This is a genomic window from Acidovorax sp. SUPP1855 (assembly GCF_030158955.1).
Classification (GTDB): Bacteria; Pseudomonadota; Gammaproteobacteria; order Burkholderiales; family Burkholderiaceae_C; genus Paracidovorax.
This window is the reverse complement of sequence record NZ_BQXI01000002.1, coordinates 247,272-266,746: the sequence shown is the minus strand read 5'-3', so window position 1 is coordinate 266,746 and position 19,475 is coordinate 247,272. Positions and strand designations below refer to the sequence as shown.

The window sequence follows — 19,475 nt, the reverse complement described above, 5'->3', positions numbered from 1 at the left end:
GCGCGCATTCCAAGTGATGACAAACCATGACCGCTGCGCCAGGCCCTGTCATGGCCTGACACGGGCATGCCGATGGCGCCGCGGGCCGGCCCTACCATCGCGGTCAATCACAGGGGTTTTTCCATGACCGATGCGCTGGCCCGGATTCTGGTGGCCGATGACGAACCCGACCTGCGGGCGCTGCTGGAGCGCTATCTGGGCGACCACGGCTACGCCGTGCGCACGGTCGACGGCGCCGGCCCGCTCGACCGGCTGCTGGCGCGCGAACGCTTCGACGTGCTGGTGCTGGACGTGATGATGCCGGGCGAGGACGGCCTGGCCATCTGCCGCCGCCTGCGCGCGCAGGGCGAGACCATTCCCATCCTCATGCTGACCGCACGCGGCGACCCGGTGGACCGCATCGTCGGCCTGGAGATGGGCGCCGACGACTACCTGCCGAAACCCTTTCAGCCGCGCGAACTGCTCGCGCGCATCCAGGCCATGGTGCGGCGCCAGCGCATGCTGGGTGCGCACGCCGGCCCCGCGCCTTCGGCCGGGCGCGTGGCGTTCGGCGATTTCACGCTGTGGCTGGACGAGCGCCGGCTCGAGCGCGCGGGGCAGGACCTGCCCATCACCACCGCCGAATTCGCGCTGCTGCGCGTGCTGGCCGGCCACCCGCACCGCCCGCTGGGGCGCGACCGGCTCATCGCGCTCGCCCACGGGCCGGCGCATGCCGCCACCGACCGCAGCATCGACGTGCAGGTCATGCGCCTGCGCAAGCTGATCGAGGCGGACCCGGCCCGGCCGCGCCACATCCGCACCGTGTGGGGCGTGGGCTACGTGTTCGTGCCGGATGCCACGGCGCCGCCGCCCGCCGATGGCGCGGAGGCCGCCCCATGAGCGCCCCGGCCGGGTCCGCGACCGGGGCGCGCCGCGTGCGCTGGCCGCGCAGCCTGCTCGGGCGGCAGTGGCTGCTGGTGGCAGCCCTGGTGGTGCTGGGCCAGCTGTGCGCGGCCTGGGTGGCACGGCAGATGGTCCTGCGCCCCCGCGCCGAGCAGGTGGCCGAGGGCGTGGCCCGCCATGTCGATGCGCTGCGCGCCGGGCTGGCCGCGCTGCCGCCTGCGCAGCGGGCGGCCTTCACCGACGCCTTCAACCGCCGCGCCCGGCAGCTGGCCGGCACGGCCGCTGGCGCCGCGCCCGGCGCGCGGCCCTCGCCCGTGGAGCGCACCTTCATGCAGGCCGTGGAGCGCCGCCTGGCGGCCGATCCCGACCGCGCTGGCGCCGCCACCGCCCCCCGCTGGCGGCGCGACGAGGCCGGCGGGCTCGTGCTGCGCGTGTCCTTCGACGGCGCGGACCACTGGCTCGGCCTGCCCGGCCTGTTCCCCACGCGGGAGGCCACGGGTGCCTGGCTGATGGCCACGGTGGCCGGCATGCTGCTGGCGCTGGCCGCGGCCTGGTGGCTGCAGCGGCACCTGCACCGGCCGCTGGCGCGCGTGGTGGCGGCGGCCCGGCGCATCGCGCGCGGCCAGCCGCCGCCGACCCTGCCCGAGGAGGGGCCCGAGGAACTCGCCACCGTCAGCCGCAGCATCAACGCCATGGCGCTCGCCCTGGCCCGTGCCGACCACGACCGCGCACTGATGCTGGCTGGCGTGTCGCACGACCTGCGCACGCCGCTCACCAAGCTGCGCCTGGGCGTGGAGATCGCGCAGCCCCGGCTGGACGGCGACCTGGCCGCCAGCATGGCGCGCAGCATCGACGAGATGGATGCCATCGTCGGTCAGTTCCTCGACTTCGCCCGGGTGGGCGAGGCCGAAACTCCGGTGCGCGAATCGCTCGACGCCCTGGCCGACGCCGTCGCCCAGGCCCAGGCGGACCACGGCCGCACGGTGCGCGTGGAGCCGGGCGGTGCCCCGCCGCTGCCCCTTCGCCCCCAGGCCCTGCGCCGCGCCGTGGACAACCTGGTGGAGAACGCCTGGCGCCACGGCGCCGCCCCCGTGGTGCTGCGCACGGGCGGGGCCGCGCAGGGGGCGGCCGCGTGGATCGAGGTGCAGGACGGCGGCCCGGGCATCGCGCCGCAGGACCTCGCCCGCGTGCGCGAGCCGTTCGCGCGCGGCGGCGCGGCGCGCTCCGGGTCGCCGGGGGCGGGGCTGGGCCTGGCGATCGTGGAGCGCGTGGCGCGGGCGCACGGGGGCACGCTGGAACTGCATGGCGCGCCCGGGCAGGGGCTGCGGGCGCGCATCGTGCTGCCGCGGGAGAACGGCGCTGGTGGACTGGAAAAGGATTAGCGCAAAATAGGGCTCCAGCGCAATCAGTACTAGGGCATGTCGCTATTTAATTAATAGCATTTCCCGGGCCGATCTGCACCGGCTCGGCGGTTTCGGTTCCTGGCTCCGGCAGCAGGGGGCCGGACCGCTGAACCCATTCCACGCCCCACCACGCTGCCCCTTCCATTCCATGCCGATGCCTTTGCGAACCCTGTGCGGCGCGGCCCTGCTGCTGCTCGCCAGCGCGTGCACGTCCGTCCCACCGGCTTCGACGGCGCCTGCGCCCGCCGCCTTTCCCGGCGCATCGTGGGAGCCCCAGCCCGTCGCGGAACAGGGGCCGGCCTGCCGCCGCGGTCTCGAAGCCGCCGGCGACTACCTTCGCACCCTGGACACGACCGCCCTGATGGCGGTGCAGGACGGCCGGGTGCTGTTCGCGTACGGCCCGGTGGAGGCGGTCAGCATCGTGTTTTCGGTGCGCAAGAGCGTGCTGTCGATGCTGTACGGCCCGCCCGTGGCGGACGGCACCATCGACCTCGACCGCACGCTGGCGGACCTGGGCATCGACGACACGGGCGGGCTGCTGCCGATCGAGCGGCAGGCGACATTGCGTGACCTGCTCACCGCGCGTTCGGGCGTCTACCATGCGGCCGCCAACGGGGGCGACGACGCGGCGGCTGCGCCGGCGCGCGGCTCTCAGGTGCCGGGCCGCTATTTCCTCTACAACAACTGGGATTTCAATGCCGCGGGCACGGCGTTCGAGCGCCTGGCCGGCCGTGGCATCTACCAGGCCTTCGCGGACGATCTGGCCGCGCCGCTGCAGCTGCAGGACTTCGACCCGGCGCGGCATGTGCGCAGCGGCGATGCCCGGCGGTCGGAGCATCTGGCCTATCCCTTCTTCCTGTCCACGCGCGACATGGCGCGGCTGGGCCATCTGATGCTGCAGCAGGGCCGCTGGCGCGGGCGGCAGCTCGTTCCCGCGGACTGGGTGGCGCGGATCACGCAGCAGACGACGCCAGCCTCGCAGATGCACCCGGCGCACACCGCGCGGCGCGGCTTCGGGTACGGCTATTTGTGGTGGCTGCTGCAGGAGCCGCCGGACTCGCCCCTGGCAGGCGCCTACATGGCCTGGGGCGTGCACGGCCAGTACATCCTGGTGGTGCCGAAACGGCAGATGGTGATCGCGCACAAGCGCCAAGTGCCGGTGGCGGGCGACTGGAACGTCAGCTGGGTCGGTCCGAAGGCGTTCCTGCACGCTGCCCGCCTGCTGGCGGCCGCGCCCTGCCGGGCCGGCGAGGCGCCCTGACCGGCCCGCGCTGCCGCCGGGATCGGCAGGGAGGGCAGGAAAGCGCCGCAAAAAATGCCGCCAGCGCAATCAGTACTAGGGCATATTGCTATCGAATTTGTAGCGTATCGCCCGTCTGCACCACCGCATCCCCGGCCCCCAGCCGGAACACCCCCGCCGCCCGCACCAGTTCCTCCGCCTGCGCCCGCAGGCTGTTCGCCGCGGCGGCCATCTCCTCGACCAGCGCGGCGTTCTGCTGGGTGGCCTGGTCCATCTCGGTGACGGCCTCGCCCACCTGGGAGACGCCCAGCGACTGCTCGTGGCTGGCCGCGCTGATCTCGCCCATGATGTCCGTCACGCGGCGGATGGCGGTGACCACGTCGGTCATGGTGCTGCCCGCCTGGTCGGCCAGGGCGCTGCCCTGCGCCGCCCGTTCCACGCTGGCGCCGATCAGCGCCTTGATCTCCTTGGCCGCCTCGGCGCTGCGGCCGGCCAGGCTGCGCACCTCGCCGGCCACGACGGCGAAGCCCCGTCCCTGCTCGCCGGCGCGGGCGGCTTCCACCGCGGCGTTCAGCGCCAGGATGTTGGTCTGGAAGGCGATGCCGTCGATCACGCCGATGATGTCGCCGATCTTGCGCGAGGCGGCGTGGATGCCCTGCATGGTCTCCACCACGCGCGTGACCACGGCGCCGCCCTGCACGGCCACGGTGCTGGCGTGTTCGGCGAGCTGGTTGGCCTGCCGCGCGCTGTCGGCGTTCTGGCGCACGGTGGCGGTCATCTCCTCCATGGAGGCGGCGGTTTCCTCCAGCGCGCTGGCCTGGGCCTCGGTGCGGGACGACAGGTCCATGTTGCCCTGGGCGATCTGGGCGCTGGCGGTGGCCACGCCCTCGGAGCCGCTGCGCACCTGCGCCACCATGGGCTTGAGGCGCGCGCGCATCTGCTGCTGCGCGGCGATGAGCCGGCCCACCTCGTTGCTGCCGTGGGTGGTGTCCTCGCCGCTCAGGTCGCCCGCGGCCACGGCGCTGGCCAAGTCCACGGCCTGCGCCAGCGGCCGGGTGATGGAGCGCACGAAGACCACCGCCAGCCCGCCCGCGAGGGTTAGCGCCAGCGCCATGGCCAACGCGGCGACACCCAGTGCGCGCTGGTGGCGGGCCACGCGCTGCTGCAGCGCGGCCTCCAGGCTGGCCATGGCGGTGGCGTTCAGGGCGCTCAGCGCCTCGATGGTGGCCGAGAGGTCGTCGAAGTAGTCCTTGGCGGGCAGGGTGATCTCGGTGGCCTGGAGCAGCCCCCGGTCGGCCAGGCCGCGCGATGCAGCCACGCGCTGGCGCACGGCCGGCACCTGGGCGCCCAGCGCCTGCCGCAGGCCGGCATCGCCGGCCATGGCGCGGTCGAAATTGCGGAAGGTGCTTTCCTCCAGCTCGCCCACGCGCTGCTGCAGCGCCTGCAGCGAGCCCTTGCCTTCGGACGGCAAGCTGGCGCGCGCCAGATAACCGGCACCCTGGCCGCGCAGCAGGCCGATTTTTTCGCCGAGCAGCGGGGCGTAGACCAGCGAGGCCTGGATCAGGTCCTGCGTGGCGGTGTCGGGATCGGTCTGGAAGCCGTAGGCGTGCAGCAGCTCCTCGCTCACCCGCAGCAGGTCGGCCACCAACTGCGTGTGCCGCGCCAGGGCCTGCGCGGCGGGCAGCGCACGGGCCGCCACGGCCTGCTCCAGCGCGCGCCAGGCCTGCGCTGCGTCGGCCCAGGCCTTGACCTGCGCCGCGGGGGCCGCGGCGGCCGCCATCTGCCGGTCGGCCTCGGCCAGGGCCTGGTTCATCGCATCGCGCACGGCGGGCCGGCGCGCGCCCAGCACCTCGTCCCCGTTGAGCATGGCGGCCGACAGGCCCCGGTGCACCTGCAGCCACTGCGCGGCCTGGTTGACCGCGATGATGGCCGGCGCGCCCACGCTCTCATGGCGCGCATCGCCGATCTCCTGCAGCGCGCCGCGCACGTACAGCCCGGTGGGCAGCGCGGACATCAGCACGGCGATCACGCCGAGGATCAGGAATTTCTGAAGCAGGGTGAGGCGATGGAGGAGGGGCATTTTGTGTAAACAAATGTTTGCTTTTGGGGCTTAGCAAGACATGTGCCTTTGCTCTTCTCGGAGGGCTTTCGTTTTGACAATTCAATGATTGTTGTATAGTAGAATCATGAATGAATCCGATGTGGTCCAAGCCCTGGCTGCCCTGGCGCAGGCCGTGCGCCTGCGTGTCTTTCGGGCGCTGGTGGTGGCGGGCGAGGACGGCCTCACGCCCGGCGCCCTGGCCGAGCGCCTGGAGATCGCGCCCAACACCCTGTCGTTCCACCTCAAGGAGTTGACGCATGCGGGCCTCATCAGCCAGGAGCGCCAGGGCCGCAACCTGATCTACCGCGCCGCCTACCCCGCCATGAACGCGCTGCTGGCCTATCTCACCGAAAACTGCTGCCAGGGCGCGCCGTGCCTTCCCACCGGCGCCAACGCATGCCCGTGCTAGCCATGCCGGCCACGCGCGGCCTTCAGCCACTCCGGGCTCTTTCGCCCCATTGCACTGCCGGCCATCCGGAGCCCTCCATGAGCCACACCCCACGCGCCCTCAACGTCCTTTTTCTCTGCACCCACAATGCGGCCCGCAGCATCCTGGCCGAGGCCCTGCTCAACGACCTGGGCCAGGGCCGCTTCCATGCCTATTCCGCCGGCAGCCACCCGCGCGCCCACCAGCGGCCCAATCCGCTGGGCATCCAGGTGCTGCGCAGCGCGGGCATCGCGACCGACGGCCTGCGCAGCAAAAGCTGGGACGAATTCGCCGCGCCCGGGGCGCCTGCCATGGACCTGGTCATCACCGTCTGCGACAGCGCGGCCGGCGAGGTGTGCCCGATCTGGCCGGGGCACCCGGCCACGGCCCACTGGTGCCATGCCGATCCCAGTGAAGGTGGCGGCACCGATGCCGAGAAGCTGGGCGCGTTCCGCAACACGCTGCACGCCATGAAGCGGCAGCTGGAGCGGCTGGTCGCCCTGCCGCCGGACCGGCTGGACCCCGCCGTGCTGCAAGCCAGCGTCCGCCAGCTGGCCTGCGATTGAGGGCAGGGCGATGCCGACACGCGTACGACTCCTGACCTTCCGAACCTCGACGCCGCGCTGCTGCACCCCGTCGATCCCGAGCGGCTGTTCCCCGCGCAGCGCGCCACCCATGCCCCGCGCATCCTGCTGCTGTACGGCTCGGTGCGCGAGCGGTCCTACAGCCGGCTGCTGACCGAAGAGGCGGCGCGGCTGCTGCGGGCCCTGGGCGCCGAGGCGCGCATCTTCGATCCGCGCGGCCTGCCGCTGCCGGACGCGGCGCCCGACGACCACCCCAAGGTGGCCGAGCTGCGCACGCTCGCCCAGTGGGCGGAAGGCATGGTCTGGACCTCCCCCGAGCGCCATGGCGCGATGACGGGCATCCTCAAGATGCAGATCGACTGGATTCCGCTGTCGGTCGGCGCGGTGCGACCCACCCAGGGCAAGACACTGGCGGTGATGGAGGTCTCGGGCGGCTCGCAGTCGTTCAATGCCGTCAACCAGATGCGGGTGCTGGGCCGCTGGATGCGCATGGTCACCATCCCCAACCAGTCCTCCGTGGCGAAGGCGTTCCTCGAATTCGACGAGGCCGGCCGCATGAAGCCGTCGAGCTACTACGAGCGCGTGGTGGATGTGATGGAAGAGCTGGTGAAGTTCACCCTGCTGACGCGCGACGGCGCGGCCTACCTGGTGGACCGCTACAGCGAGCGCCGGGAAAGCGCGCAGGCCCTGTCGCAGCGCGTGAACCAGCGCAGCCTCTGAGCGGCAGCGGCAGCGGGGGCGGGCGGTGCCGCGCACGCCAGGCTGTCCCGCGCGGCCACACGGAAACCGGGGCCGTGCTGAATAATCGATCTTCTCGCGCCCCCCTTCCCCCGCCCCCTTTTTTCTGCGCCGGCCTGCCGGCGAACCGCCGCATGCCCTGTCCCGTGCTCTCTTCCGCCTTCGCCGCGCTGCCGCGCCCTGGACGACATCGCTTCCCCGGCCTGCCGGGCCGCAGGGGGGCTGCATGAGCGCCGCGGCCCGGGCGCCGGCCGGCGATGCGATGGGTTCGCGCGATGTGCTGGCCGCGATGGCGGTGGTGGTCATCTGGGGGGTCAATTTCGTGGCGATGAAGTGGGGCCTGCGTTACTTCACGCCGTTCCAGCTCGGGGCCGTGCGCTACCTGTTCGCCGCGCTGCCGCTGGTGTTCTTCCTCAAGCCGCCGCGCATGCACTGGCGCTGGGTGCTGCTGTTCGGGCTGTTCCAGGGCGTGGGGCAGTTCGGCTTCGGCTTCTTCGCCCTGAAGCTGGGCATGACGGCGGCGCTGGCCAGCGTGCTCATGCAGACGCAGGTGTTCTTCACCGCGCTGTTCGCGTTCGGCATCCTGCGCGAGCGGCCCGGGCGGCCGCTGGTGCTGGGCATGGCGATCGCGGCGGTGGGCCTCGGATGCTTCGCCATGAACTTCATCGGGCCGGGGGCCACCGGCACGGGCTTGGGAGGGGCGACGCTGGTGGGCATCTGCCTCACGCTGTGCGCGGCCGCGTCCTGGGCGGTGTCCAACATCGTCTCGCGCATGGCGCAGCGGGCATCGCCGGGCTACAAGCCGCTGTCGTTCGTGGTGTGGAGCAGCCTGGTGCCGGTGCTGCCGTTCGCGGCGCTGTCGGCCCTGACCGATGCGGACGCGGGCCGCTGGCTGCACTGGGACGCCTGGGCTGCGCTGCCGCCGGTGGCCTGGGGCTCGATCGCCTACCTGGGCTGGGTGGCCACCATCGTCGGCTACGGCCTGTGGACGGGGCTGCTCACCCGCTACCCGGCCAACCGCGTGGCGCCCTTCAGCCTGGGCGTGCCCGTGGTGGGGCTGGCCGCCGGGCTGCTGGTGCTGGGCGAGGTGGTCACCGCCTGGCAGTGGGCCGGCGTGGCCTGCGTGGTGCTGGCGCTGGGGTGCGTGGTGCTCGGGCCGCGCTGGGAGCGGCGCTGACCGGGCGCGGTCGCCCAATCGGCACCCGTTCAATGCGCTACAGCGGCCGGCGGCGGGCGTAGCGCACCACCGTCACCCCTGCGCGCGCCTGGCGCGTGGAGGGCATGACGAGCACGCAGTCGTCGTACGGCGTGGTGACGGGTTCGCCGTCGTTGTCGCCGATCACCGTGCCGGCCTTGGGGATCACCTCCAGGCCGGTGAACGGCTGCGTGAAGCGGAAGGCGCTGCTCTTGGCGACCACCGGGCCGGTCACCTCCAGCACCCACTGGCGCGGCGCATCGGGCTGGCGCCAGCCGGGCAGCAGCGCGGCCAGCGCCTCGGGGCTTAGCACCTGCGCCGCCGCGAGGAAGCGCGCGCACTGGTCGTAGGCCACGGTGCGGCTGGACAGCGCGCCATGGAAGCCGCATTCCACCAGCAGCGAGCGGCGGTCGCCGGCCTGCGCGTCGGGCAGGCCGAAGTGCCCGTAGTCGCGCATGCGCACGCCGTCCTGGTGGCCCGCATCGGCCACGATGTGCTCGGGTGCGCCCATGCGGCGGGCCAGCTCCAGGTTGCGCGGTTGCAGGCCGGTGAGCAGGAGCGGCGCCCCGGGCTCGTGCATCGAATGCAGGTCGAGCAGCCAGTCGGCACGCGCCACGAAGGGCCGCAGCGCGGCGGCGCGGCGGCGCTCGCGCGTGTCGCCCGCATCCATGCGCTCGTCGGTCCACTGGCGGTTCATGTCCTGGTCGGTGAAGCGCGAGGCGTCGTGGTCGGCCGGATCGAAGCGGTCGAAGGCCTCCAGGTTGCAGAACGCCAGCGTGAGCGCGCCCTGCTGCGGGCGCAGCCCCGCCGCCAGCAGGCCCTGCAGCGCCCAGGCGCCGCACAGCTCGTTGCCGTGCACCAGGGCGCTGATGAGGACATGGCGGCCGGGCAGGCCGGAGTCGAAGTGCCACACGCCTTCGGTGCCGGTGTTGCCGGCGCGCCAGGGCGTGAGGTCGGGGGCGGTGAGTGAAAAGGTCCGGGGCATCAAGGTCACTCCTCGATCTTGGCGAATTCGACGATCTTCTGGTATTTGGCCACTTCCGAGGCGATGAACTGGTCGGCGTTCAGGCTGGTGGAGGCCACGGTCGAGCCGGAGGCTTCCATTTTCTTGCGGAAGTCGGGCGACTGCAGCGCCTCGTTCAGCGCCTTCTTGAGCTTGTCGTGCACGGGCTTGGGCAGCTTGGCCGGGCCCATCAGGGCGAACCACACGCCGATGTCCACGTTCTTGTACTGCGGCAGCTCGGCCAGCGCGGGAATGTCGGGCGTGATGGCCGAGCGCTTGGCCTCTGTCGTGCCCAGCGCGACGACCTTGCCGCTCTTGATGTGGGGCAGGCCGCTGGAGAGCACGAAGACACCGAACTCCAGGTTGTTGCCCAGCAGGTCGTTGGTGAGCGGGGCCACGCCGCGGTAGGGGATGTGCGTCATGAACAGTTTGCCCTGCTCCTTGACCATCTCGCCCGCCAGGTGCAGCGAGGTGCCCACGCCCGAGCTGCCGTAGCTGTACTTGCCGGGGTTCCTGGACACGCGTTGCGTGAACTCGGCCGCGTTCTTCACGCCCGAGCCGGTGGAGGCCACCAGCACCAGCGGCTGCGAGGCGATCACGCCGATGGCGGTGAAGTCCTTCACGTCGTACTTGACCTTCTTGGTCACCAGCTTGTTGATGGCGATCTCGTTGCTCGCGCCCACGAGCAGCGTGTAGCCGTCCGGCGCGGCGCTGGCCACCTTCTGCGCGCCGATGGCGCCGCCGGCGCCACCCACGTTCTCGATCACCACCGGCACGCCCAGGCGCGCGCCCAGTTCCTGCGCCACCGTGCGCCCGGTGAGGTCGGTGCTGCCGCCGGGCGGGTAGCCGACGACGATGGTGATGGGCTTGCTCGGGTAGCTGTCCTGCGCGGCGGCGGGGCCGGCGGCCAGCAGGGCGAGGCCGCACAGCAAAAGCGTGCGGCGGAAGGCGGGGTGGGCATGCATCGGAGTCTCCTGGTGGGGTGTGGGCCGATTGTGCGAAGGCGGGCAGGGCGCGGGGGTGCCGAGTCGGCACGCCATGGTGCTGTTTCGGCACGCGGGCGCCAAGGGGGCGAACCCGATGACGGCGCGGGCCGTCACCGCGTGGCGATGGCGTGCCAGATCGCCTCGGCCTGCGTGCTCAGCCGGCGCTTGGGCCGGTACAGCCGCACGTCGAACTTCGCCTCCATGCTGCGGTCGCCCGCCTTGGCCAGCCGGCCGGCCTTGCAGTCGGCATGCACCATGGACCACGGCAGCCAGGCCACGCCCAGGCCCTTATGCACGTATTCGTACTGCGCATCGGCCGAGTCGCACTCCACCGTGCGCTGCAGGCGCTGCGTGACCGGGTGGTGCGCCAGCTGGTCCTCCACCAGCCGGCCCAGCGCCAGCGTGCGCGCGTAGGCCAGGTAGGGAATGGGGCCGGCGCCCGCCAGCGGGTGCAGCGCCGTGCCCTGCGCCGTGGCGCGCGACACCGGCACCAGCCGGTCCGAGGCCAGCGTGATGTGCGAGAACTGGCGCGCATCCAGCCGGATGGCCAGCGCCGGGTGGTGGTAGGCGATGGAAAAGTCCGCCTCACCGCGCTCCAGCAGGGCCACGGTGTCGGCCAGCGCGCGGGTCAGGATGCACAGCTCGCAGTCCTTCATCACCGGGCGCAGCCGCACCAGCAGGTCGGCCACCACGGTGCGGGCCAGGGTGCGGCCCGTGGTGAGCGTGACGGTGCGCGCCTGGCGCCCGGCCACCGCGCGCAGTTCCTCGTGCGACTGCGCGAGGTTGCGCGCCATCTGCTCGGCCGTGTCCAGAAAGACCTGGCCCGCCGCCGTCAGCCGCACGGGGCCGCTGCCGGGCTCGACCAGCGGCGTGCCGGCCCAGGCTTCCAGCGCGCGGATGCGGCGCCCGAAGGCCGGGTGCGTCACGTGGCGCAGCTCGGCCGCGCGCGTGTAGCTGCGCTCCTGCGCCAGCACGATGAAGTCTTCCAGCCACTTGAGCTGCATGGCCGGCGGTGTTTGAGCGAAGGGGCGGCGGGGCGCGCGGCGCTCAGGCGCGGGCGGCGTTCAACGTGTCCCGCGTGGCCAGGGCCACGGCGCGCGCGGCTGTGGCGAAGCCCTCGCCATCGGCCGCGTACAGGATCGCGCGGGACGAGTTCACGAGGATCGGGCCGCCCTCGCGCCGCCCGGCACGCACCGTGGCCGCCGCATCGCCGCCCTGCGCGCCCACGCCGGGAATCAAGAGCGGCAACGTGGGCGCCAGGGCGCGCACGCGCTCGATCTCGGCCGGGTAGGTCGCGCCCACCACGAGGCCCAGCTGGCCGTTGGTGTTCCACGGGCCTTGCGCCAGCCGCGCGACGTGCTCGTACAGCAGCGGCTGCCCGTCCACGCTGGCCAGACGCTGGCTTTGCAGGTCGTCGCCGCCCGGGTTGGAGGTGCGGCACAGCAGGAAGGCGCCCTTGCCGTGGTAGGCCAGGTAGGGCTCGATGGAATCGAAGCCCATGAAGGGCGAGAGCGTCACCGCATCGGCGCCGTAGCGCTCGAAGGCCTCGCGGGCGTACTGCCCGGCGGTGGAGCCGATGTCGCCGCGCTTGGCGTCCAGCACCACCGGCACGTGCGGCGCGGTGGCGCGCATGTGGGCCATGAGGCGTTCGAGCTGGTCTTCGGCGCGGTGCGCGGCGAAATAGGCGATCTGCGGCTTGAAGGCGCAGGCCAGGTCGGCGGTGGCATCGACGATGGCGGCGCAGAAGTCGTAGATCTTGCGGGCGTCGCCGCGCATCGCTGCGGGAAACCGGTCGGGTTCGGGGTCCAGGCCCACGCACAGCATGGAGTCGTTCTGCGCGGCCGCGCCCTGCAGCATGTCGATGAAGGTCATGGGGCGCGATTTTAGGGGGCGGGGCCGCCGGTGGCGCCGCGAGCGCCGCCGTGCCCGTCCCGGCACAATGCCGCGCATGCCTGCCCTGTCCCCCCGCCAGCTCGTCGCCCTGATCCTCGTCACCCTCATCTGGGGCTTCAACTGGCCGGTCATGAAGCTCGGCGTGGCGGGCTTTCCGCCGCTGGCCTTCCGCGCGATCTCGCTGTGGCTCGGCCTGCCGGTGCTGGCCCTGGCCCTGGTGCTGCTCAAGGCCCCGTTCGCCGTGCCGCGCGCCTACTGGCTGCCGCTGGCGGGCCTGGGGCTCGTCAACATGGTGCTGTGGCACGCCTTCAGCATCACGGCCATTCCGTCGCTGTCCAGCGGGCGCGCGGCCATCCTGGGCTACACCATGCCGATCTTCTCGGCCGTGCTGGGCGCGCTGTGCTTCGGCCACCGCCTGGCGCCGCGCGCCTGGGCGGGCGTGGCGGCGGCGGCCGGGGGCGTGCTGCTGCTGCTGTGGCACGAACTCAGCCAGCTCGGCGGCCGGCCCGTCGGCGTGGGGCTGATGCTCACCGCCGCCGCCTGCTGGGCGCTGGGCACGCAGCTGCTGCGGCGCAGCACCCTGCCGCTGCCGGTGCTCACGTTGTCGTTCTGGATGACGGTGCAGAGCACCGTGGTGCTGAGCCTGCTGGCGCTGCTGCTGGAGCACGACCGCTGGCACGCCCCGTCCGCCGTGGGCTGGGGCGCCATCGCCTTCAACGCGGTGCTGGTGCTCGGCTTCGCGCAGCCGGCGTGGTTCTTCTTGGTGCGCGGCCTGCCGCCCGTGGCGTCCACCTTGAGCGTGATGATGATCCCGGTGCTGGGCGTGTTCAGCGGCGCGGTCTGGCTGGGCGAGCGCCTGCACTGGCAGGACTGGGCGGCCGTGGCGCTGATGGTGCTGGCGATCGCCTCGGTGCTGTGGCCGCAGCGCCCTGCGGCCACAGCGGTTGCGGCATGAAAAGTGCCTCCAGCACAATAACCACTAGGGCATATCGCTATTAATTTAATAGCAAACAAGCGGCGGGCGTGAACCCGCCGCCGGCTCAGCCCTGGGCGCGCTTTTGCAGGATCTCGAAGGCCGGCAGCGTCTTGCCCTCCAGCACTTCCAGGAAGGCGCCGCCGCCGGTGGAGATGTAGCCCACGTCCTTCTCGATGCCGTACTTGGCGATGGCCGCCAGCGTGTCGCCGCCGCCCGCGATGCTGAACGCGCTCGATTCGGCGATCGCCTGGGCGATGGCCTTGGTGCCGTTCTCGAACGCGGCGAACTCGAACACGCCCACGGGCCCGTTCCACACGATGGTGCCGGCCTGCTTGAGTTGCGCGGCCAGTTTCTTCGCGGTCTCGGGGCCGATGTCCAGGATCAGGTCGTCGTCGGCCACGTCGGCGGCCGCCTTGACCGTGGCGGGCGCGTCGGCCGAGAAGGTCTTGGCCACCACCACGTCGGTGGGGATCGGCACCTCGGCGCCGCGCGCCTTCATGGCGTCGATCACGGCGCGGGCCTGGTCCAGCAGGTCGGGCTCGGCCAGGCTCTTGCCGATCGAAAGGCCGGCGGCCAGCATGAAGGTGTTGGCGATGCCGCCGCCCACGATGAGCTGGTCCACCTTGTCGGCCAGGCTCTTCAAGATGGTGAGCTTGGTCGAGACCTTGCTGCCCGCCACGATGGCCGCCAGCGGCCGCGCGGGCTGGGCCAGGGCCTTGGTGATGGCGTCGATCTCGGCCGACAGCAGCGGGCCGGCGCAGGCGGTCCTGGCGTATTCGGCGATGCCGTAGGTCGTGCCCTCGGCCCGGTGCGCGGTGCCGAAGGCGTCGTTCACGTAGATGTCGCAGAGCGCGGCCATCTTCCTGGCCAGCGCGGGGTCGTTCTTCTTCTCGCCGGGGTTCACGCGGCAGTTCTCCAGCAGCACGACCTGGCCGGGCTGCACGGCCACGCCGTCCACCCAGTCGGCCACCAGCGGAACCTCGCGGCCCAGCAGTTCGCCCAGGCGCTTCGCGATGGGGGCGAGCGAGTCGGCGGGCTGCAGCGTGCCCTCGGTCGGGCGGCCCAGGTGGCTCGTCACCATGACGGCGGCGCCGGCGTCCAGCGCCATCTGGATGCAGGGCACCGAGGCGCGGATGCGCGTGTCCTCGGTGATGTGGCCGGCGTCGTCCTGCGGCACGTTCAGGTCGGCGCGGATGAACACGCGCTGGCCACGGGCCTGGCCTTGGGCGCAGAGGTCGGAAAAGCGAAGGATGTGCATGGATCGATGGGGCCGGCGGGCGGCGCGGGGAGGGTGGAAAACTGCGCCGCATTGTAGGTGCGGCCCCGTGCCCGGCCGTGGGCTACCAGCCCAGGCCGATGTGCAGCGGCAGGTACACCACCATGCCCACGACGATGGTGCCCAGGATGCCGCGGCGCCAGAAGTAGTTAGATTTGGTTAACAAGATCGCGAATGTAACGAGGCTTATAGACCTTCCTAGGCACGCCTTGCAAGTCCATCAATGACCGCCTTACCGTTGCTTGACTCACTCCAAGACGCCTAGCAATTTCCGCTTTGGCCAAACCATCAGAAAACATCCGAGCAGCTGTCAACGCCAACTCGCCAGCCACGATCCTAGGCCGGCCAAATTGAACACCAGCGCGCATTGCAGCAACCTGCCCAGCAATCACCCTCTCCCTGATGGTTGAGCGCTCCAATTGAGCGAAGGCGCCGAGCGTTTGAAATGCACACACTCCCCATGCTGTAGTCGTGTCAAAAGGCTCTGACAAAGACCGCAGCATGACCCCGCGCGCCTGCAGATCGTCATGAATCGCAAGAAGATCAAACAGAGACCGGGCAACCCTATCAAGCCGCCAAAACACAAACACGTCGCCGGACTGCATAGACGCCAAACACTGGCGCAGAACAGGCCGATGACTGACACCGCTAGCCTTTTCCTGATACACCTCCTGAACACCGGCTCGCTCCAGCGCATCAAGCTGCAGCCTAGTCTCCTGATCCTTTGTTGACACACGCGCGTACCCAACCAACCTGCCCCGCTGCTGCTGCATTCATCCTCCTTATTTGCGACCGGGAACGAAACGAGAAAATATTGCTGCAATGCACGTGTAGCCAAACGCCCCAAAAGGCCGTGTTTCAGGCCGCATTGAGCAGTACCATGCAGCGCCAAAGGGGGAATTTCATGGGGACGATCATCGGTCTAGGATTGCTGCTACCAATCGCCATCGGCTGCATAGCTGCAGCCGTCATGTACTGGGTGTTGGCCAGCGGCATCCAGGCAGGCGTAACAGCAGGGCTATCACGCAGCACGATCAAGCTGCAGGGCAACAACGCAAGCACAAGGACTCCAGAACCTGCGCCCGATGGATTCGTCTGGGTGCTGGTACCGACAACCGCGTTACCCCACTTTGCAGACCCGCACAACCGGCCAATGCCGGATATGCGGGCTGACTAACTAGTTGGGCAACGACCCCTCGCGCCACTGACTGGCGACCTGACGCGGCGATATCAAACTGGGGTCTGGCTGGTGGACCTCAGGAATGGGCACGCTACGCACCGCCTTGGCATCCTGCAGGGGATCATGAGATGTGACCATCGGAACGCCCATGCCAATCTGCGGACTATCACAGATGACCGATCTATCCTTGCCCTGCCAGGAGACAACGGCCATGCAATCGGCCAAGCGGCGCCATTTGTAGCCCATCGCCTGCAAGTCAGCATCAGTCACCGTGAAGACCGGCTGTCCATTCTGAGAAACCAAAATGACGCAGGCGGTTTTTGCCTGCATAACCATACAGCCGGAGAGATGCAAACCGCGCGACTCCATAGGCTCAGGAGGCACTCTGACCTCCATTGCAGGCACCACGGATGCCTGGTGATGATCGCCCGATTGACGCAGTACTACAGGCTGCGCCGCAACGGCTAAGACCGGCTGAGGAGGCTGCAGCAAGTGCCCTTTCTGCATGACCAGGACACCGGCCGGCGTGGCAGGTTTAGCAGGCTGCGGCTTCGGCCCGAAAATCTTGTAGCCCAACCACACAAACCCGATAGCAGCAACCGCAAACATGATGCGCGATAACCTGCGCCATTTGACATTGGCCGGCTGCACATCCTGCGCAGACGCCTCGATGACCGCAGCACCTTGCGTATGGCTTTTGTACAGGCCGAAGTACTGCGGTTTGTATGGCCTCTGGTCAGAAGACACTTCGCCGCCGTTGAGGCCAGCGAAAACGCGCCTTATATAGGTTTCAGCATCGCCCAGGAATGCGGCCTTACGGACGCGAATATGCATCTCTGCAAGGCCCGCCACCTCCTCCTCAAGCGCCCGCATGCGCTGAGTCATCAAAAGCACATCGACGCCGAAATGACGGCTGATCTTGAACCACTGGATGACCTCATCGGCCGTGAAGCGACCCTTACGCGTGTTCTCCTTTGGAAAACTCACATGGCACTCATCAATAACGAACAGTGCACCCACGTTTCCATCACCGCGCCACTCATCATAAAAGTCCCACACGCCACCGAACAAGCGCTGGTTTGCAGGGGGAGTCCGAGCAGGCTTACCCTTATGGACAATCATCGTCTGCGCAGGAGGCTGCACACGACGACCCAGCACAGACAACCCGCGAGAGGGAAAATTGAAAGATTCGTCCTCAGACTGATCCTCAAACTCCCCAACGATGAAGGCTTTCTCACCACGGTTTGCGGCTTCAGCATCCCATCTACCCAAAATCGGCATGGGCGCCTTACGCAACTCAATCAGGTCCAAGTAACCAGGATCAATCGCCGCAAATTGCTCCAGCTTAAGCGGAAGATTCGTAATGACCTTGCGCCCCATCTTGAGCGCAGGCAAGACGTGATAAACAACGGCCTCATAGCTCTTTCCAGAGCCGGGAACGCCTTCAAGCAGATTGATCATGATCCGAGCCGTGTAAATGGAATCAACTGCAGCACCAGCCTGATGCCGATGGCTGCAACGATGATCCCGAACGCCGTTCCAAGCCCGATGGTTTGCATCATCAACGTGACCTCAGGAGGGACACCAGCCCAGATGCCCGCCAGTCTGGCAACCATCTCATCCATGCCCGTAATGCCATCGATCAGGGTCTTGACCAAGCCGAAGACCTGTTCAAGAGACCACAAGAAAAAATCCTGCAGGATGATGACGAGCGATTTGAAAAAGCGCGGAACAAGCTCGAAAAACCAATCGATAAAGCCATCGAGCTTGTCCACGACCTTTTGGATACCGTTGACGATCGCACGTATCGCCGACGTAATTCCCGATTCTTCGGCCATGGGTCAACCTCCAAAAATCAGCGAGCGGGCGAGCCACAGCGCCGTGATCAATATGCAGATACGAATGAACGGCCACACCGCAGGGGGCGGAGACACGTCCACAATTCCAAAATTGACGATGCCCAAATTCAAAGGCACCTTGAACGACAAGGGAGAACCGCCGTTGTCCGAAATGTCAGGCATGAAGGCACGCGCGAGAACGTTGAACTTGCCCTGATCGCCACCCAAACCAGATGCCTCCCACACGCCTTTAATGCCCTTGGGATACTTGCTTTCATACAGGTCGGGCTGACCGTGTTCCTTGCCAGTACCCACCGAACCCACATCACCGACACCTTCGGATTCACCATTCCCGTTGCCGTTGCCGTTGCCGTTCCCGGTCCCGTTTCCCGTATTCGTACCGTTCCCACGGGAGCTACCAGTGGGGTCCGTCAGGCCCCTGCAGACGGGATTCTTCGGATTGGCATTGCAGTAATTAGCACGGTCCACTCCATTCGTTACCGTCACCGTCGATTCACCGCCGGACGAAGGTTTGCGGGTCTCTGTGACTGTGCAGGTTTCGCGCTTGCAATCCACCTGAGTGGTCACATCGACACTGTTGCCGGCCGTGTCACGGATGCGAGTCCAATCGACGCCGGTTTGCTCACCACTGCTACGGTCGATACACACATCTTTGCCGTTGACCTGTCCTTTTTGCCCGCCCTTGCAATCGCTATCGGGCTTGCTCGCATCGATAGGCTTTGTCGGGTCTTCAGCTTCGCCCAGGCCCAGGGCACAGGCCAACCCTGCCACCTGATTGCCAGTGCCGGTACTGATGCCACGCGCGCCCCAGGAATCACCCTCCGTGACCCAGCCGGAGCCCGTGTCAAACGAAGCACTGCCTGTGAACTCATGCAAGCAGCCGAGAGGCTTTCCACCACTGCCAGTCTGCCCACTGTCCAGACATACATTCGTCGCCTTCCCGAGAGGAATTTTTCCGTTGACGCGGCCACCTCGATCCGGATTGCCGACTGCATTCCAAAGGTTGTTGGCGACGTTGCACTTTCCATCGTCCGTATCCCAATACGGATCGACCGGCTTCACGCATTGGCCGGCTTCGTTCCGGACCTGCCCTTGGGGACAGTCATCCGGTTTTTTCACACACGCGCCGTCCTTTTTTTCAAAACCTTCCTTGCACTGGCACTGGCCGTTGACAGGCTCTGCATTGGCTTCGCACTGCTGCGGGACGCACTTAAGTACACCATTGGGGTATTTAACAAGACCAGTGGTATTTCGACAGTAGATGTACGCAAAAACGATATCGGGCTGCGGAGGACTTTTGGAGGTCTCCGCGAGATACCACCCAGGCTTTGCAGCAGGCGCACTGCAGGTCGGCTTCCAGTCGTAATGTGAGCAACTCTCGATGATGGGACTCTCACCCTCCTGCGCATGGGCCACACCCCAGCCCAGCAAGAACAGGACGAACAACAGAACGCGCCAAGCAGCACGAGACAGAACAGTTAATTGCAGATTACGCATTGCGCACCTGTATGCAAAAGACAAGGGCACTGACCGCCCCCATCACGGCCACCAGGGCCAGGAAGAGAGCGAGCAGTGCCCCTATCAGCATGGCGAGCCCTTAGGCCTTACGCACGCCGCGCTTGCCCAGGTCGATGCCCTTGAAGGCCATGTGAATGCCGATGACGGCCACGCCGATGACCACGACAGCGGCTGCAACGGTGGTGAGGTCGACTGCTGCGAAGATTTCAGACAT

Annotated in this window: 20 protein-coding genes and 1 pseudogene; 9 read left to right on the top strand and 12 right to left on the bottom strand. The window is 68.6% G+C overall.

Going from position 1 to position 19,475, the window contains the following annotated elements; translation table 11 throughout:
• Positions 1 to 123 precede the first annotated feature (123 nt).
• The 3 genes from ompR to AVMA1855_RS02910 all read left to right on the top strand — a co-directional run bounded on the left by ompR (position 124) and on the right by AVMA1855_RS02910 (position 3,546).
• Positions 124 to 879 (top strand): osmolarity response regulator transcription factor OmpR, encoded by a 756-nt coding sequence (gene ompR, locus AVMA1855_RS02920; RefSeq protein ID WP_284400551.1) that lies wholly within the window; start codon positions 124 to 126, stop codon positions 877 to 879.
• Positions 876 to 2,264: an ATP-binding protein gene (locus AVMA1855_RS02915; protein WP_284424529.1), complete on the top strand. Its 1,389-nt coding sequence runs from the start codon at positions 876 to 878 to the stop codon at positions 2,262 to 2,264. The genes ompR and AVMA1855_RS02915 overlap by 4 nt, the downstream gene beginning before the upstream one ends.
• Positions 2,265 to 2,439: 175 nt before the next feature.
• Positions 2,440 to 3,546 (top strand): serine hydrolase domain-containing protein, encoded by a 1,107-nt coding sequence (locus tag AVMA1855_RS02910; RefSeq protein WP_284424528.1) that lies wholly within the window; start codon positions 2,440 to 2,442, stop codon positions 3,544 to 3,546.
• A gap of 88 nt (positions 3,547 to 3,634) precedes the next feature.
• On the opposite strand, the gene AVMA1855_RS02905 is transcribed toward AVMA1855_RS02910, so the two are convergent.
• Positions 3,635 to 5,605, bottom strand: coding sequence for a methyl-accepting chemotaxis protein (locus AVMA1855_RS02905; protein WP_284424527.1), 1,971 nt, complete (start codon positions 5,603 to 5,605; stop codon positions 3,635 to 3,637).
• A 106-nt stretch (positions 5,606 to 5,711) separates the two neighbouring features.
• Here AVMA1855_RS02905 and AVMA1855_RS02900 point away from each other — a divergent pair, with 106 nt between their 5' ends.
• The 4 genes from AVMA1855_RS02900 (at position 5,712) to AVMA1855_RS02885 (ending at position 8,552) form a co-directional block, all read left to right on the top strand.
• On the top strand, positions 5,712 to 6,035 hold the full coding sequence (locus AVMA1855_RS02900; protein WP_284424526.1) for an ArsR/SmtB family transcription factor: 324 nt from the start codon (positions 5,712 to 5,714) through the stop codon (positions 6,033 to 6,035).
• A 77-nt stretch (positions 6,036 to 6,112) separates the two neighbouring features.
• Positions 6,113 to 6,619: an arsenate reductase ArsC gene (locus AVMA1855_RS02895; protein ID WP_284424525.1), complete on the top strand. Its 507-nt coding sequence runs from the start codon at positions 6,113 to 6,115 to the stop codon at positions 6,617 to 6,619.
• 57 nt (positions 6,620 to 6,676) lie between these two features.
• Positions 6,677 to 7,357, top strand: coding sequence for an arsenical resistance protein ArsH (gene arsH, locus AVMA1855_RS02890; RefSeq protein ID WP_284424573.1), 681 nt, complete (start codon positions 6,677 to 6,679; stop codon positions 7,355 to 7,357).
• A 244-nt stretch (positions 7,358 to 7,601) separates the two neighbouring features.
• Complete coding sequence (locus AVMA1855_RS02885; RefSeq protein ID WP_284424524.1) at positions 7,602 to 8,552, top strand: EamA family transporter; 951 nt, start codon at positions 7,602 to 7,604, stop codon at positions 8,550 to 8,552.
• A 37-nt stretch (positions 8,553 to 8,589) separates the two neighbouring features.
• Here AVMA1855_RS02885 and AVMA1855_RS02880 read toward each other — a convergent pair whose 3' ends face one another.
• From AVMA1855_RS02880 to pyrF, 4 genes are all read right to left on the bottom strand, one after another.
• Positions 8,590 to 9,555, bottom strand: a complete 966-nt coding sequence (locus tag AVMA1855_RS02880; protein ID WP_284424523.1) for a M14 family metallopeptidase — start codon at positions 9,553 to 9,555, stop codon at positions 8,590 to 8,592.
• A gap of 5 nt (positions 9,556 to 9,560) precedes the next feature.
• Positions 9,561 to 10,538, bottom strand: a complete 978-nt coding sequence (locus AVMA1855_RS02875) for a Bug family tripartite tricarboxylate transporter substrate binding protein (protein ID WP_284406536.1) — start codon at positions 10,536 to 10,538, stop codon at positions 9,561 to 9,563.
• A gap of 131 nt (positions 10,539 to 10,669) precedes the next feature.
• A complete protein-coding gene (locus AVMA1855_RS02870; RefSeq protein ID WP_284424522.1) occupies positions 10,670 to 11,563 on the bottom strand; it encodes a LysR family transcriptional regulator in 894 nt (297 codons plus the stop codon).
• Positions 11,564 to 11,606: 43 nt separating this feature from the next.
• Positions 11,607 to 12,431, bottom strand: coding sequence for an orotidine-5'-phosphate decarboxylase (pyrF, locus tag AVMA1855_RS02865; RefSeq protein ID WP_284424521.1), 825 nt, complete (start codon positions 12,429 to 12,431; stop codon positions 11,607 to 11,609).
• Between the two features lie 76 nt (positions 12,432 to 12,507).
• Here pyrF and AVMA1855_RS02860 point away from each other — a divergent pair, with 76 nt between their 5' ends.
• The gene (locus tag AVMA1855_RS02860) at positions 12,508 to 13,407 is read left to right on the top strand and encodes a DMT family transporter (protein ID WP_284424520.1); all 900 of its coding nucleotides are present in this window, start codon (positions 12,508 to 12,510) and stop codon (positions 13,405 to 13,407) included.
• An 85-nt stretch (positions 13,408 to 13,492) separates the two neighbouring features.
• Here AVMA1855_RS02860 and AVMA1855_RS02855 read toward each other — a convergent pair whose 3' ends face one another.
• The 3 genes and pseudogenes from AVMA1855_RS02855 to AVMA1855_RS02845 all read right to left on the bottom strand — a co-directional run bounded on the left by AVMA1855_RS02855 (position 13,493) and on the right by AVMA1855_RS02845 (position 15,477).
• The gene (locus tag AVMA1855_RS02855; RefSeq protein WP_284424519.1) at positions 13,493 to 14,686 is read right to left on the bottom strand and encodes a phosphoglycerate kinase; all 1,194 of its coding nucleotides are present in this window, start codon (positions 14,684 to 14,686) and stop codon (positions 13,493 to 13,495) included.
• A gap of 82 nt (positions 14,687 to 14,768) precedes the next feature.
• Positions 14,769 to 14,855, bottom strand: a pseudogene (locus AVMA1855_RS02850) (AzlD domain-containing protein); the annotation flags it as partial.
• Complete coding sequence (locus tag AVMA1855_RS02845) at positions 14,854 to 15,477, bottom strand: recombinase family protein (RefSeq protein WP_284424518.1); 624 nt, start codon at positions 15,475 to 15,477, stop codon at positions 14,854 to 14,856. The gene AVMA1855_RS02845 and the pseudogene AVMA1855_RS02850, both read right to left, overlap by 2 nt.
• 131 nt (positions 15,478 to 15,608) lie before the next feature.
• On the opposite strand from AVMA1855_RS02845, the gene AVMA1855_RS02840 reads away from it, so the two are divergent.
• Entirely contained in the window at positions 15,609 to 15,881 is a 273-nt protein-coding gene (locus AVMA1855_RS02840) for a hypothetical protein (protein WP_284424517.1), read from the top strand.
• Here the strand turns inward: AVMA1855_RS02840 and AVMA1855_RS02835 are convergent, their stop codons facing one another.
• From AVMA1855_RS02835 to AVMA1855_RS02820, 4 genes are all read right to left on the bottom strand, one after another.
• On the bottom strand, positions 15,882 to 17,345 hold the full coding sequence (locus tag AVMA1855_RS02835; RefSeq protein WP_284424516.1) for a zonular occludens toxin domain-containing protein: 1,464 nt from the start codon (positions 17,343 to 17,345) through the stop codon (positions 15,882 to 15,884). It abuts the gene before it with no gap.
• Positions 17,342 to 17,722, bottom strand: a complete 381-nt coding sequence (locus AVMA1855_RS02830) for a DUF2523 family protein (protein ID WP_284424515.1) — start codon at positions 17,720 to 17,722, stop codon at positions 17,342 to 17,344. Before AVMA1855_RS02830 ends, AVMA1855_RS02835 begins: the two co-directional genes overlap by 4 nt.
• A gap of 3 nt (positions 17,723 to 17,725) precedes the next feature.
• Positions 17,726 to 19,240, bottom strand: coding sequence for a hypothetical protein (locus AVMA1855_RS02825; RefSeq protein ID WP_284424514.1), 1,515 nt, complete (start codon positions 19,238 to 19,240; stop codon positions 17,726 to 17,728).
• Positions 19,241 to 19,340: 100 nt separating this feature from the next.
• A complete protein-coding gene (locus AVMA1855_RS02820; RefSeq protein ID WP_284407699.1) occupies positions 19,341 to 19,475 on the bottom strand; it encodes a hypothetical protein in 135 nt (44 codons plus the stop codon).